The sequence below is a fragment of the Neptuniibacter sp. QD37_11 genome, from assembly GCF_047778105.1.
Classification (GTDB): domain Bacteria; phylum Pseudomonadota; class Gammaproteobacteria; order Pseudomonadales; family Balneatricaceae; genus Neptuniibacter.
In genome coordinates this window covers 718,610-732,736 of record NZ_CP180554.1, presented here as the reverse complement: position 1 = coordinate 732,736, position 14,127 = coordinate 718,610, and the positions used below count along the sequence as shown (strand labels likewise).

Genomic DNA, 14,127 nt, shown 5'->3' with positions numbered 1-14,127 from the left:
TGTGACTCTTTATTATTGTTTTAATATATAAGATTTACCTAGAAAAAAAGGGGTCACAGGGACCCCCTTTTAGCAAACTGATTTTCGATTAGAAGTCAGTCCAAGTCATTACGTTAGTAGCTTTACATGCAGAAGATGTGTCAGCTGCTTTTGTGATAGTAGTAGAACCGACTTTCAGGGAATTGAAAGACTTGTAAGTCAGTTTACCCATTTCGTTACATGCTTCTTCAGGCATACCGTTGAAAGTGATGGTGAACTGAGTGTTACCAGTAGCAGGTGCAATAGCAATTGTGCCTCCCCACTCGTGCTTACCACCAGCGTAGTTTGCAGGCCAAGCAGAGTGCTTCTGAACGTCTGCCAGAGTCAGACCGTCGTAGTTGCCTTGCATGCCGTAAGACGCTTTGATAGCCGCCTGAATGGTAGTCAGGTTTTTAGAGCCACTGTTTACGTCAGAACCGGATTTAGCACCGCCATACAGGCTCATTACGCCCATGATGCCGATAGCCAAAATAGCCATTACTACGATGATCTCTACGAGCGAGAAACCGCCCTGTTTCTTGAAGGTTTTTTGCATGGTGTTACTCCAGTTTTTTTTATTGTTGTGATAAGGATTCTAATTTAATTTCCGTTATATTAAAAGGCTTTTTTTAAATTGTTGCAGCCATTGACTTGATTGACTGGATAAGCTCAAAGAAGCCGTAAAGACTGAAGATAATGTAGCCAGCCACCATAAGCAGGGCTAGATTATTCATTACACCAGTCAATACTTTGATTGCACCAATACCGTCTTCAATTGCACGCTTACCAATACGCTCAAGTGATTTTTTGAAATCCGAACCTTTAGCCATAACTGCTACAGTAATAGCTGTTTTTCGAATCAAAATACCCCCAGACAGCAGATCGCCAATACTGCGGCCATCACTCAATCCTTTACGGATGCGAATAAGATGCTTGCGAGTAATAGGGTTAGCGTGCTCGATTAGCTGGTTTACCGCATCACTCAAAGGCACACCAGATTTTACTAGGCTTGATAAGCTGATTAGGAATAAAGAAGACGAATACGCCTTATAGATTGACCATGGTGGCAACTTATCAAAGAATTTAATACGGATATCATGTGTCCAGTTAGCTAGACTCCAACCAACAAGGATAACAAATCCTACAAAGCCAAGTGCTGCAAAAATACCCCAGTTCTTGATGAATTCAGACATCGTATGTTGAACTTTAAGCGTTGGCGGCCATGTAGCCGGGTCCATGATTTCTGAGATCTGTGGGATGATGCTTAAAGCGAACAGTAACAAGAAGCCGATCAATGCAGAAAACAGAACTACTGGGTATACGGATTTTGAGATAATTGCACCACGGATAGCCATGATGCTATTTACAGCCTCTATACAGTTGCGGATTGCATCTGCAAGCTTACCTGTTTTCTCACCAGCCTGAATAAGCATAACTTCATTATTCGGAACCCATTGAGAGAGTGGTTCTGCCAAGCTACCTGATTCAGAGATAAGCTCACTAATATTATCGAGAATTTTAGCGCGGTTATCTTTTTTGTTATATTTTTTATATTCCTGAGATAGGCTGCGAATAATCATCTCGATAGGCTGTCCGTCCTCAAGCTGAGTTAGAATAGCCTCATACATCTCCAAGCGCATTTTAGCGGAGAATGTCTTCTTTAAGACCCAAAAATCTACTTTTTCAAATGCATTGCTCATTATTCTTGCCCTGCTGAATCAGAGTTACTGGTGGTTGGTAATTCAAGAGTTACAACATCTGCAGTCTTGGATTTCTCATTGTTGCCGAACAACTCTGATTCCATTTCTACACTGTTTATATCTACGCCATTGTCTTCAACGTCAGAGTCTTGAGCCGACATGTCGAGATCCGTTAGGTCACCCAAATGCATTGTATCTTCGGTTTCTTCTTCAATCCGGTATGGGGCAGCGATTTCCTCTTGTCCTTTTTCAATAAAGCCTGCGTCTTCACGCTCATTGCTGTAATCCATTACACCGTCATCCATTATGATTTCTGCTGTTAAGAGACCTAGCTTAGTTTCTACATCTTTCGGGTCAGCAACACCTTGAAGCATTTTATGAATACCGTGGTCCAGTGCTGTACGACCACCGTTTTTCTGGAAATGTTTTTTCGCCAATAAGTCTTCACCACGAGTAAAGTGTTGAAGGATTACATGGTCAGGAATTAGCACCTCACCTGTAACGGTACGCCCACCAACACCTTCCACACAGTGTGGGCAGCCTTTTTCATTTTTAAAGCGGATCTTGGTTATATCTCTGTCACCAGCAACCTTGGAAATACGCTTAAACAAAGCAGTCATCTGTGGAGTTTCTTTTGCTGTGTCTAAGTATTCATCCAGTGACATGCAACAGTGCTCACAAACAACCGGCAGCAGTGTTTGGAAGATGATTGCTGAGATAAAGTCATGGTTGCCCAATACTGAGTTAGGTACACCAAGGTCACGCAATCGAGTTACAGCACTCAAGCTTGAAGGAGCGTGGAGTGTTGCATATGCAGGGTGACCAGAGAATACAGCTTTTACCAGCAGATTGGCGGTCGTTTTATCTCGGACCTCACCTACACCGATCACATCGGGGTCTGCTCGCATCGCACTTCGAATGGATTCAGTAAATGGATCAATGTCCGTACCTTCATATTGGTTACGGTTGATGTTTACCTGTGTAACGCCCGGCATTTCTCGCTCAATAGGCTCCTCAATGAAGATAATTTTATCTTTACCTTCACTTTCAGTTACGCGCTGACCTACCAAGGCTGTGTTAGTTGTACTTTTACCAGAGCCGGTAACACCTACAGTCAGGATTACACCAACTGGGCGTTTGTTTGCCATTTGCAGATCTGCAAGATGCTCTGCAGAGAAACCAATCTGTTTAATGTCCTTGATGCTATCATCGTTTTCAAGGATACGGAAAATTAGTTCATAACCATTCTGAGAAGTAGGCACCACCTCAAGACGCATACGAGTAGGCTGGCCATTGATCTCACGCGAAACCATACCAGATTGTGGGCGAAGAGGGTTGAATGTTGGCTCTTTCTCACTACACAGTACGGTGTAGATTACGAATGCCATTTTCTTGGCTTTATCTGACTCTAAGCTATGTTCTTTAATTTCAACAACAGAGCCGTGAATACGCATGCGCACTTTAGCGATTATAGGGTAGATCTCTAAGTGAATATCGGACGCGCCTTTATTTACGCCAGTTGTCACGATTTTATCAAACAGTTCAGTTAATTCAGACTTAGAAACATCATCGAGGTCTGAGTCGAACTTATCATGAACGGCATGAAATACCGCTGAAGACACGTAAAGTTTTTGAATGCCAAATTCACCTTCAGCATTTTTTATAACGTTTTTTACAGCGATAAAGTCACGACGGCTATCACTTGCCTGATAATTATCAGCTGTTCTGACAACAACAATCAGGTCTTTAGCTGATTCGCCTGTGCAAATTAAAAAGTTTTCAGCTAGCTGAGAAGCCAGCTGAAACTCCTTCTCCTTTAGGCTTTTCACACTAGTAATAGTGGGTAGATCCTCAAAGGAATCGACAATGCTGATCTTATTGTCAGCTTGGAGCTTCGGAGTGCTCGGAGCCTGTGGCTTTTTATTTTCCGCAATCTGCTTTTTATTGTTGTTAGCCGCAGATTTTCTTACTGGTTTTTTTGCTGGCTTTTTACCACCAAAACCTAAAAATGAGAGCATTGACTCGAGACTCCGTTTTATTATTTTTATTATTAATTCAATCTTCTTAGTTCATGTCCTGACCCATGTATGGGTCCATTGGAGGCATTGAACTGGAAGGTTGATAATTGTTATAAATATTACCATTTTCAGGCATATTTTCAACACTTGGTGCAGCTGTTGGGAATGAATTTGCCACAGCATAGCCACGAGTAGTCATGTTAATCTTCTCGCTCTTTTTGGTCTGTGTGTTGTACAGCGTAATGTAGTTAGTACCGATATTGGATACCTTAATTACGTCTGTTACTTTATCCCCTGCAGAAACAGTTAAGATGTTGTAATCATGATAGATTTTCGCGGTACGAGACTTACCTTCACCCATAATCTCAGTTACAAAGATTTTTTCTTTCTTTGTAATGGGTTCATGTGTGTTTTCTTTCTCTTTTGCGGCCATCATTGAGCGAATTTGTTCTTCAAATTCAATTTGCATCATTTGAATCTGTGATTCATGTTCTGCGCGCATATTGTCAAGCTCTGCAGCGTGAGCTGCATTCTCTTCTTCAATCTGCTTTTCAAGTTCAGAAACGCGGTTCTTACTTTTGATTTTGTTGATCTCTTCATCCATGATTTCGATTTCAAGATCAATTTTTTTCATATCCCTTTCAGACTGTTTGCTAGAATACTCATACAGTTTAACGCCTGTATCAGCAGCCACCGCTGTATTCATGCCTCCAGCCATAACGGCTGCAGCAACCAAGCCAGCAATGAGTGTTTTTTTAGTTTTCATAAAGCTCCCCTTTAACGGACCAGATAAGCTCATCGCCGAGCTCGAAGTTAATTTCAGTTATAGTAATAGGTTTGTCGTTGGTCATGATTTTGCTCAATGAAGCAAATTTACCGTAACCAGATTCTTTGATCTCAAAGCCAAGCTTAGGCAACACCAGTTGCTTCTGTCTTGCTAACGTAGGATCTTGGATGCCCGGAATTGCTTCCTTACGTTGGCCATCATCCACGATAGGCGTCAGAGCCCATTCGCCATACGCACCTTGGATCATGTCATGCATCAATTGCTTGCGACCATAAGTATTGCCTCCAATAAAGGCCTCGGGGTCGTCTAGCATACGTGATGTTTCAAAGATATGTGGCTGATACACAGTAGCTGTTGAGGCATCAAGTGCATAGACAATATCCTTTCCATCATTGGCAGCATCTAACGTTAGTGGGGTTGCACCCGGCTTACGTTCATACGTTTTAACAAACGTATTTGGTAGCTGTGGACCATATGATAGAGTTTTGATCTTCCAACCACCGCTAAAGATGTCTTGCGTTTTCAAGATCTCTTCACCTGCAGCCATAGCTGCAGCAGGCTCAAACTTTTTCAGGTCGACTTTAAGCCATTCGATCTCTTGCTCTTTGGCTTTAGCGAAAAGCTCATCCTGATTTTGTGTCTGCTCAATTAGCCCATCAATGGCAACGCTTTGCCCTTCAATAACCGGAACGGCGTCTGTTGTTTTGATGAAGTTTTCATAGCCCCATAGGCCAGCAACGCCAAGAATTACAATGCCGCCAATAACACCAATCAATGGGTTCATGCCTGTTAATTTCTTAATCAGGTAAGAATCATTTTCGCAGTTTGCGATAGATTGTAAGATTTCTTCGAAATCAATATCGTCAGCAACGATGTCCAGCTCTTCGGCCACTTCAGGAGAAACATACATTTGCACCTGTTCGCCGAGGTCCTGTGCTACATCTTGGAGTACAGTGGATAATTCTTCAGCATTTACGACCTTATCGCCAGTCGGTAGTAATGCACCGTCTAGGCTGGCTGTAATCCAGAAAAGATCATCTTCAATTTTGTGAATAAGGATTGCTTCGCCTTCCTGAATTGCTTCAGCAAAAGCAAGCGCTGCAGACAAACTGCCCACAGCACTTTTATCATCGGTCAGGCCACAAAGCATCCCATCACCATACTCACCAAGTACACCGATGTTCTTCTCTTCAGTGTTAGTGAGGTCTCCAACCTCTTTGCGGTCGGAGATGATGTGCCAGTCTAAGCCGACTACCACATCTTGATTGTTGATGTTAATAAGCTTCATGAATGCACCTTATTACTTAGCCATGATGTATGGAGTAACCATGATCATTGTTACTTTCTTTTTCTTCTGACCGTAACGGTTGCCACCAGCCCACATAGCCTTGTTGGAACCGATGCCAGATTCGTCACTTGCAACTACATCTTTCAGTGCGCCAGTGATAACCATTGCTTCGCCAGACTTCAGAATTACATTCTGCGTGAAGCTCTTAGAATCACTGTTTTTAAGCTGCAGCTGATTGTCGCCAACTGTGCGATCAGTAAACTCATTGATGGTTGCCAGATCGATAGACATGCTAAGATCCACACGGCCATCAGAAGTGATGCGTGGATCTACCAGCATGCTGTGACCTTCTACAGCTGTATCTGTTTCAGTTGTGTAAGAAATGTTGCCATTCTCATCAACTTCGGCTGCGATACTTGGAATGTAATCCTGCTGTGTTACGTCAGTAATTGGTACAGGTTTACCGTTGCGCGTGTAGAATTTGTTTGTCGCTGTGAGGCTGATTGTGCTGTGAGAATCCAATGCTTTGATGAACATTTGCGTTGGATTTGCCGCGCCACCTGACCAGCTGCTAGCTTCACGAATTAGGCCTACACTTGCTTGACCTGTCAACGCTGCACCAAGGTTAGATGCGAAGTTAAAGCCAACATGCTTGGAGCCATCAAAGATGATGTTCCAATCAAGACCGTAGTCCATCTCGCGGTCAAATACTACGTCAAAGATGTCGACTTTAACGGCAATCTGCTGAGTAGCCAGTGAGTTTGTGCGATCTAGATAATCTTCAATCTTGCTCAGCGCACGAGGGGTGTCAGAAATGATAACAGTGTTTAGCGCCTTGTTAGGGCTAATTTTGCCGCTATCTGTCATTAGTGTCTGAATGCCCTCAATTGCAGCATCCCATGCGCTGCCTTTCTCCGAACGAGATGTGAATGTGTGGCGACTCAGAGAGTTGGCACTTGCACCGTCTGCATCAGATGGCTCAAAAGAACTGGAGGTTTCAGAATCGATCACTTCTTCTTTGGTTGATACATCGACTACAAATGTGCGTGTTTCAGTGCGGAAAAATTCAACCTTATTGTTTTCCCATTTCCAGTGTAATCCGCTCTTAAGAGCGATCTTATCCAGAAGGCTTCGGAGTGAACCGTTATGTTCAATAGCGATTGTGATTTCAGAAGGAACCAGCGTCAGACCCTCTTCCAAATCGTCAGCAACATCGTATGGTGCGGCATCCAGCACGAGAGATTCATCTGTAGGTGTGGGCAGGTCAGTTTCGTCATCATCAACAGTTGTATTTTCAGTCATACTCTGAAAGTAGGACAACGCATCATCCGTAAATTCAATCTGAATGCCTTTTGTACGCAAGACAGTAGTTACTACTTCATCTAGACGGTATGGGTCCAAGCGACTCATGACGATATTTGTGTCAAACACTTCAGGGGTCATGTCGTTATTTTCGAGCTTGAATGACTTACCTACGATAAACATATCATTGCTCATGCGTACTGCTGTAGGCTCAATAGTCATGCGATCCATTGTCTTTACGGCGTGCACACGTTTATCATACCTAACTTCATTTTCTGCACGGTTGTCTTTTACAAACTGCATGTTGCAGCCTGCAAGTGTGGTTGATGCAGCGATAACTGCTATAGCTAGTGGAGTTTTCTTCATTTTTTGTATTCCTTACTTAGCAAAGCCTGCTGCATGAATTCGCAGGACGTTATTAGCGGTATAGAATGTCCCAGCCAGAGGCGTGTCTGAGTTCTTAGTAGATTTAAGGATCTTAGATACAACACCACTTGGGCCTTCAAAATCACCAGTTAGGACTGCAGAATGGAAGACTGGATAATCAATCTGAAGAGTTTCGTCCCAGCTTAGACGCCAGCCAGCTTTGCCAGCCCACGCTTTCAGGTTTTCACGCAGAGTGCGCTCTGTGCTTAATTCCCAGATTTTTGGATTTGTGGATGCAAGTGCATGAGACATGCGCTTATCAAATGAAACACCGATCGCTCGCTCTGTTTCATTAACTGTAATTTCAAGATCATTCTGATCGGCAATCACGTCAAGAACGCTCTGCCAAGTTTCACCGCCTTTCCAGCTTACAGCGAGGTCTTGAACTCCATCATAGTGAACAGTCCATTTCTTGGCATCTGGGATCACGCTTTCAATAGCGATAAAAATTGGTACATCTTTGCCAAAGCGCAGCGTGCTGCCGCTACCGATGTTTTCGCGCATTACGAAGTTGCCGTGAGCCTTTGAGTGACCCTGTATGCGCGCACCTTGACCATTGTCTTTACGAGACTCTATGGTCTCGATCTGGGCGCTGTCACGTACGATAGGGGAAATATACAGATCTGCCTGAGCTGCACTACAAACTGTAGCGGCAACAATGCCTGCCAATATTGTTTTCTTGAGCATGATGTAACCTATGTTTATTTTTATTTTTTTGTTATATTAAATTGACATGATAAACAAGTCAAATATTTTTGTTATATTAATGCTGATCTTTAGGTGGCGGCCTGATTGCAAGCCGAGGGCCTACAAGTTTTCGCCGTAAGAATCGGGCGAGCATTGGCAATCTTAGGCCTTTCATGCCTAAAACCACCAATAGCGCGACTGTTCCCATGAGGAAGTACAACATTTCCCAGCTTATATGCAGCAATAATAGTAAAAATGGAACTGCTGCTATAGCTTCTAAGAAGAAGAATTTAACGGGTCTAGCAATATCCCTTCGTGCCATATTCTTAAGCCCCTTGATTTTTCTTTAAGTCAAAGGTGCGGCGATATTCGTTGAATGTTGCATCGCTAATAAGCCTGTCACTGTGAAGCTTGATTAGGTCTTCCATAAATGGCTGCCCATAGTCATGAACCAGCTTTACCGCTTCAACTGGAAGGTTCTTTGCGTCATATAGCTTTTCTTTCAACTGTTGGTCCAGTATTAGCACTTCACGTAGCGCACGTCGCGTGCCATCCTCAATCTTAATCAGGCGCTGGGCGACGATCATGCCAATAGGGTCAACAATATCGACGACTGATGTGCCGGTTCCTTCATAGAAGCCTTCTAGTCGCTGGAATGTCATGTGAACGTTGTTCGCGTGCAGGGTTGTCATACAGTGGTGACCAGACAAAGATGCTTGTGTTGTTGCTTCAGCTGTCTCTGTGTCGCGAGTCTCACCCACTAGTATGTTTTGAGGTGCCATGCGTAACGCGGTACGAATGCCTTCCTTAAAACTCTGAATTTTGCGTCCCACCTCGATCTGCGTAAAAAAAGAAGTAGGGCGGTTATAGCCATAATGTACAAATTCAACAGGCTCTTCGATTGTGTATGTGTGCAGGTGGGCTTCAGGATCTTCTGCGCAATAGCGTAGCAATGCTGCCAAAAGGGTGGATTTTCCTTGACCGGTAGCCCCGCAAACATAGGTAACACCTTGCTTTGTTTCCTTGAAGGTCTTAACCAGTTCATCATCTTCGTGGAGGCCTACGTCACCCAGTTGCGGCGGGGTGGTTGGGATACTACGGAATACGATTGTTATGTCATCTTCCATCCGGTGGCAGCCAATCGCACACACACGGTAGCGATAGGACTTATATTCGCCACCAATCTCTGTGTCAAAGGCATAGGAAGTACTCAGTTCGCTGCCATCACCAAGCTTGGATATGGCATGCGTGCCGTAGAACGCCTGAAGTAAGCTTTCAACTTCACCAAGACGAACCTTGCGAGTAGTAAACCGTAGTTTTTGGTTATTGATAGAGGCAATGATTGGCTCATTGCTTGGTAAGAACAAGTCTGAACCACCAAATTTCTCAAGATGAAGAAGGAGGTCGTTCAGATGTTGTTCGTTAGCTAGTTGTACTGCTAGATCAGCTATTATGTAATTATTATTCGCTGTCATGTTTTGTTACCTTAATGTCTCCCGATTATCTACAACACGAGCCTTCCACTGACCATGGTTAGGGTTAAGTTGTGCAGGGGCCGCAATGCGATAAATTGTTTCCTGCTCTGCCATGCTATCTCCACCGCCAACAACATCGTTGTATGTCTTAACAACCATGGTTGCTTTAACCTTGCCTTGGCCCATTAGGCGAATATATCGATACATGCCTGCAAACTCGGCACCTAATTTACGGATCTTGCGGGTCATAACCCGATCGGCCTGCATTACACCAGCATTCCAGCCTTCAGTAATCCAGTTCTTCCACAGAGCTCTTTCGTGAGCTGTTTTTGGCACGAACAACTGACTCGGAAGACCTATTTCATACTGGGTGTTAGTCAGGAGGTAGTCGCGCCAATCAGGTGGGGAGGTAACTAGGCGCTCTTTTTTAATAATATTGTACTGACGGCCGCTTAGCCTTAGTGTATCGGGGTTAATGTTGCTTTTAACCTCTTCTGCCTGCTGAATTGCAGGAGGGAGGTAATGAAGCTCATGTCCACCTGTTGAAGCAAGCTTCATGAGTGTTGCGAAATCATAGATCTTGTCCAGCTTATGAGTTTCAGCAATCAATTCATCACGGATATCCGCCATCGTAGAGGCGTAACCATGCTGCGCACCCAACTCAAGAGCTGCTTCTCGCATTACATTGAGGTAAGCATCTTTCTTCTCATCCTTATATTTAACAACTGCGTTAGGATTTGAGTAGGCATTTTTATTTAACGATGTGAGCTCATCTAGAGAAAGAGCACCAGCCTGTGTGCCTAGGCTAGTGCTCATCATGATGGCCAAAACAGTAGCTTTTATCTTCATAATTTAATTATTTGGATTGGTGTATTTGAAAATCATGAGTTTTGCAGATGGGTAAATTTCCAATCTGGCGGAATCACCTGTCTGGATGCCGAGTTCTTTGACGACCTCATTGACAGGCTCGTCGTCAACTTTGATGTTTACCCAAGGCTCTTTGCCTACAGGGTTGCCTTCAATGTTTAGCTCATAATTCACAGCTAGAGCCAGTGCTTTAGCAGCTTCACTGGCCTTGCCAACATAATCAAAATCAATGCGATGCTTAAAGTCATCAGGCACAACGGTGGCTTTTCTAAGCTGTTGCTTGTGACGCGCGTTAGACATGCCATTTTCAGACATTGCTTGCTGATGTTTTGCATTAAGACGGACTTCGTCACGTACCTCAATGCTCACTTCTGTAAGTACATCTTTCCATTTGGCATTGACGGTCTGGATTTTCTCTACAGGCACTACGGTTTTTGTTTGGGCAGACTGGCAACCCGCCAGTAGCCCTGTGGAAGCTACGACGGAACCGAGAACAATCGCCTTAAATTGTTTTCTCATTTTTGGTCTCTTTATTATTTTTCTTTATATTAAGAGGATGATAAAGTATAACGAGATTAAATTCAAGCCGCTAGTTTCTGTCGATGCTTATCGATTACTTCAGATGCGATAGTTTCAAACAGGTTTGCTTCGCCTTCGTATTCTGCGGCTCGAGTATCAATATATTCCTTAATCCCTTTAGGGAATTCTGAGGAAAGGATATCAAGCGCGTTATCCAATCCGATACGGTCAGCCATTCGTCCGCGCATTTCATTATCCTCATCAACGGTTGAAAAGGCCCACAGTTCTTTTGGAGATAGGGTTAGGTACAGGACCTGCTCTACACGCTCCCTAGAGTCCTTAATGTTGCCTATATAGAGCATTGAGGAGCCATTAACTGGTGATGGTCCATTTACGTGACGTGTAAGTGCACGAATGGAATCCACAGAAGGGCTGAAACGAGTGATAATTTCTTCAAGTTCAATATTACCGTTGCCCTTAGACATGATGAATATATTATTCGCTGCTTTAACCATTTCCTCATCAAAATCTGTTGCAAACTGACTCAGTAGGGAGATGTGTACAGCATATTTACGGCCCTCTCGAATATCACGTAGTACCTGCTCACGTATTTGCTTAACGCTAGCAGTACGGTGGAATTCGTCGTAGCAAAGCTTACGTGGCACACCTGCTTCCTTATCTAGTCGTTCTGCATGGTACGCACGATATGCTTCAGGGATCTGAGGTAAGGTCGTTTCTTTTTTGCGGTAATACTCTTTAGCCAGTACAAAGCGGCCAAGCATGTACATGATTGCACACATTTTGTCAGCTGATGGAGAGCCGCCTTGCGCAACGTTTTGAAGGTCAAGTGATACAATGCGACTCTCTCCAATATCGAAGCGTGTAGGGGCAGATAGAACCTTGTATTCATCAGTAGCAGAAATGATCATGGTAGAGAGCATGTTCATTAAGCTTTCATCATTAGCTTTAGACTTGCCAAATACATCCTTAACAACCACATCAGTATTAAGTACTTTTGTGGCATCAGTTAGTGTAGGTACAGCGTATCGCTGAGCTAGCATTGCATGATGGTATTCACCGTGAGAATGCAAAAAGTCGACAACACTCCACCAAGAAGTCCGCCCTTCTTTCTGTGTAAAATTATATGCCTGAAGCTTTGCGTCAACTTCTAGGTCGATCCCAATATCATACTTTTTCGGCTTTTCATCAAAGTAGATGTACATCTGTCGAGTGAGTGCCGATACTAGCTCTCCTAATTTCTCAACACTTTCAGTGCCTGCAGGTGTCAAAAGCAGTGCCATGATGTTATCAAGGAAGCCTTTGTCAACACTGAGCGGGTGGCGGCAGCCTAGAGGAGTGTCGAACGGGTTAATGGCATGATCGATTGTATTCTCCATGGTGTAAGTTTGAGCCAAGTGTTTCTGGTTCATTGGAAGTGCTTCTTTGATAAATTTGACATAGTTTGCACTGGAGAAACCAACGTCCAAAATACCAATACGAGGCAGCATACCCTGAGCATTTGGCGTTAAGAGGAGGGCGGTGTTGTCAGCAGCTAGTTTGAAAGACTTACCGTAACCCATTGGGGCATATGTCAGGTCCGTCCATGAGGTTTGCTTGCTGGTACCTAGGCCAACAGGGAATAGCTTTTCATCAACCGTTCTATATAACATTGCCCCTGTTTTCCATGGGGAGCTTGGTCGGGTGAACGGCAGTGTTAGGATAATATCGCCGAGTGGCACAACGAATGTTGGGGATACCTCTTTCTTCATGATTGCAGGCAGGCTGGAAAGCCAACCTTCAATTGGATCTCCCTTCTCTTCAATGACAGATGTTTGACCCCATGATTGGATGGCCTGAATCACCATTGCTTTATTCTGTAGAGCTGCGCGTTTTGATTTACCCCAAGTGCAGAAGTTAATGCGACAAAGAGTAAGTACTTCGTTTTTGGCGAGTTCTTGTAGATCATCTGCTGCTTTCTGAATTTGCCCATTGTTGAATTTGGCTGTCAGCTTTAGAAGTGATGCAACAGTATGCTTGCTACTTACCTTGCCCAGAGCTATCTCATGACCAGTTTCAATTGAAACTTTTATACGCCAAGGGATGTTCTTATCAATGCTGTCAAATAGCTCCTGAAAGGGCTTGGGATCATGCGCAGGCATATCAACAAGTAGTGGTGAGTAGAAATTCTCACCCACTTCAACTAGATTGCCCTCAACCACTTCTGGAGCTGTCGAGAACAGCTGGAAAGCGAGAGATGGATGCATTGCATGACTAATGTCATTCTTATTTGTTGAATATCGGTCGTTGGAAAGCAGGAGCTTGTCGCCTTCAATGTAAGGCTTCCAATCTGGGGTATAAAACTCCGGCGCAATCTCTCGTTTAATGATACTGAGTGCTTCACGTACTTTGCAGGTGTTAACTTGGGTAATAGCGCCCATAATCTCTTCAATATTGTTGACGAAACCTTTATGGAGTTCCACGAGACTACGAATAATGGTGTTGGTGGATTGGCCAAATTCACCGGGCTTAATACCTAAACCCTCAGCCACTGCCCCGTCTACACGGTCTTTCATTGCAGCCTTAGTTGCATAGGAAGACATTGCCCCCGCTGTTGTAGTGATTACAATGTATGCACGTTCAGCACATGTTCTTTTTGCCATAAACTGATATTTGTTCTTACATAAAGATGTAAGTGCCAAATTATTTCGTTTAACAGAGTTCAGCATTGCAGCAATAGAGGGTTTAATCGACATAGCAGAGGACTCACTGTCACGTACAAAGACGAAGTCGATTTTAAATCCGGGTTTATCAAGCACACCCGAGAGCCTTTCGAATGCGAGCAGGATGCTCTCGTCATATCTGTTTGAGCCATAAGTGGAATATGAACCCTGAAGCTCCATTAGCGTTACAAGGCCACCTTCTTTGGTTACAAGCATATCTGAATCAGGCCCTTCTACTGACTCTAGATTACAATAATCATAGGTACCTGTTTTCATGGTACTTGATAAAAAATTTGCGATTGATTCAAACATTATTATAC

At 43.7% G+C, this 14,127-nt stretch carries 12 protein-coding genes; all 12 read right to left on the bottom strand.

Annotated elements, in window-relative coordinates; translation table 11 throughout:
• Positions 1-88 precede the first annotated feature (88 nt).
• Positions 89-574: a type 4 pilus major pilin gene (locus ACMXYT_RS22255; protein ID WP_415912605.1), complete on the bottom strand. Its 486-nt coding sequence runs from the start codon at positions 572-574 to the stop codon at positions 89-91.
• A 73-nt stretch (positions 575-647) separates the two neighbouring features.
• On the bottom strand, positions 648-1,718 hold the full coding sequence (locus ACMXYT_RS22250) for a type II secretion system F family protein (protein ID WP_415912604.1): 1,071 nt from the start codon (positions 1,716-1,718) through the stop codon (positions 648-650).
• Complete coding sequence (locus tag ACMXYT_RS22245; RefSeq protein WP_415912603.1) at positions 1,718-3,736, bottom strand: GspE/PulE family protein; 2,019 nt, start codon at positions 3,734-3,736, stop codon at positions 1,718-1,720. Before ACMXYT_RS22245 ends, ACMXYT_RS22250 begins: the two co-directional genes overlap by 1 nt.
• A gap of 46 nt (positions 3,737-3,782) precedes the next feature.
• Entirely contained in the window at positions 3,783-4,502 is a 720-nt protein-coding gene (locus ACMXYT_RS22240; RefSeq protein ID WP_415912602.1) for a hypothetical protein, read from the bottom strand.
• Complete coding sequence (gene pilO2 / locus ACMXYT_RS22235) at positions 4,492-5,811, bottom strand: type 4b pilus protein PilO2 (protein WP_415912601.1); 1,320 nt, start codon at positions 5,809-5,811, stop codon at positions 4,492-4,494. The genes ACMXYT_RS22240 and pilO2 overlap by 11 nt, the downstream gene beginning before the upstream one ends.
• Before the next feature lie 12 nt (positions 5,812-5,823).
• Entirely contained in the window at positions 5,824-7,479 is a 1,656-nt protein-coding gene (locus tag ACMXYT_RS22230; RefSeq protein ID WP_415912600.1) for a hypothetical protein, read from the bottom strand.
• Between the two features lie 12 nt (positions 7,480-7,491).
• Complete coding sequence (locus ACMXYT_RS22225) at positions 7,492-8,226, bottom strand: toxin co-regulated pilus biosynthesis Q family protein (protein ID WP_415912599.1); 735 nt, start codon at positions 8,224-8,226, stop codon at positions 7,492-7,494.
• A 76-nt stretch (positions 8,227-8,302) separates the two neighbouring features.
• Positions 8,303-8,548 (bottom strand): IcmT/TraK family protein, encoded by a 246-nt coding sequence (icmT, locus tag ACMXYT_RS22220; RefSeq protein ID WP_415912598.1) that lies wholly within the window; start codon positions 8,546-8,548, stop codon positions 8,303-8,305.
• Positions 8,549-8,552: 4 nt separating this feature from the next.
• Complete coding sequence (locus ACMXYT_RS22215; protein WP_415912597.1) at positions 8,553-9,701, bottom strand: ATPase, T2SS/T4P/T4SS family; 1,149 nt, start codon at positions 9,699-9,701, stop codon at positions 8,553-8,555.
• Positions 9,702-9,707: 6 nt separating this feature from the next.
• The gene (locus tag ACMXYT_RS22210) at positions 9,708-10,550 is read right to left on the bottom strand and encodes a type IV secretory system conjugative DNA transfer family protein (RefSeq protein WP_415912596.1); all 843 of its coding nucleotides are present in this window, start codon (positions 10,548-10,550) and stop codon (positions 9,708-9,710) included.
• 3 nt (positions 10,551-10,553) lie between these two features.
• Entirely contained in the window at positions 10,554-11,087 is a 534-nt protein-coding gene (locus ACMXYT_RS22205) for a DotD/TraH family lipoprotein (protein ID WP_415912595.1), read from the bottom strand.
• Between the two features lie 62 nt (positions 11,088-11,149).
• On the bottom strand, positions 11,150-14,119 hold the full coding sequence (locus ACMXYT_RS22200) for a hypothetical protein (RefSeq protein WP_415912594.1): 2,970 nt from the start codon (positions 14,117-14,119) through the stop codon (positions 11,150-11,152).
• Positions 14,120-14,127 lie beyond the last annotated feature (8 nt).

Bases quoted from the DNA above. Each gene is read 5' to 3' on its own strand.
- ACMXYT_RS22255 (WP_415912605.1), bottom strand. From the start codon at position 574: ATGCAAAAAACCTTCAAGAAACAGGGCGGTTTCTCGCTCGTAGAGATC.
- ACMXYT_RS22250 (WP_415912604.1), bottom strand. From the start codon at position 1,718: ATGAGCAATGCATTTGAAAAAGTAGATTTTTGGGTCTTAAAGAAGACA.
- ACMXYT_RS22245 (WP_415912603.1), bottom strand. From the start codon at position 3,736: ATGCTCTCATTTTTAGGTTTTGGTGGTAAAAAGCCAGCAAAAAAACCA.
- ACMXYT_RS22240 (WP_415912602.1), bottom strand. From the start codon at position 4,502: ATGAAAACTAAAAAAACACTCATTGCTGGCTTGGTTGCTGCAGCCGTT.
- pilO2 (WP_415912601.1), bottom strand. From the start codon at position 5,811: ATGAAGCTTATTAACATCAACAATCAAGATGTGGTAGTCGGCTTAGAC.
- ACMXYT_RS22230 (WP_415912600.1), bottom strand. From the start codon at position 7,479: ATGAAGAAAACTCCACTAGCTATAGCAGTTATCGCTGCATCAACCACA.
- ACMXYT_RS22225 (WP_415912599.1), bottom strand. From the start codon at position 8,226: ATGCTCAAGAAAACAATATTGGCAGGCATTGTTGCCGCTACAGTTTGT.
- icmT (WP_415912598.1), bottom strand. From the start codon at position 8,548: ATGGCACGAAGGGATATTGCTAGACCCGTTAAATTCTTCTTCTTAGAA.
- ACMXYT_RS22215 (WP_415912597.1), bottom strand. From the start codon at position 9,701: ATGACAGCGAATAATAATTACATAATAGCTGATCTAGCAGTACAACTA.
- ACMXYT_RS22210 (WP_415912596.1), bottom strand. From the start codon at position 10,550: ATGAAGATAAAAGCTACTGTTTTGGCCATCATGATGAGCACTAGCCTA.
- ACMXYT_RS22205 (WP_415912595.1), bottom strand. From the start codon at position 11,087: ATGAGAAAACAATTTAAGGCGATTGTTCTCGGTTCCGTCGTAGCTTCC.
- ACMXYT_RS22200 (WP_415912594.1), bottom strand. From the start codon at position 14,119: ATGTTTGAATCAATCGCAAATTTTTTATCAAGTACCATGAAAACAGGT.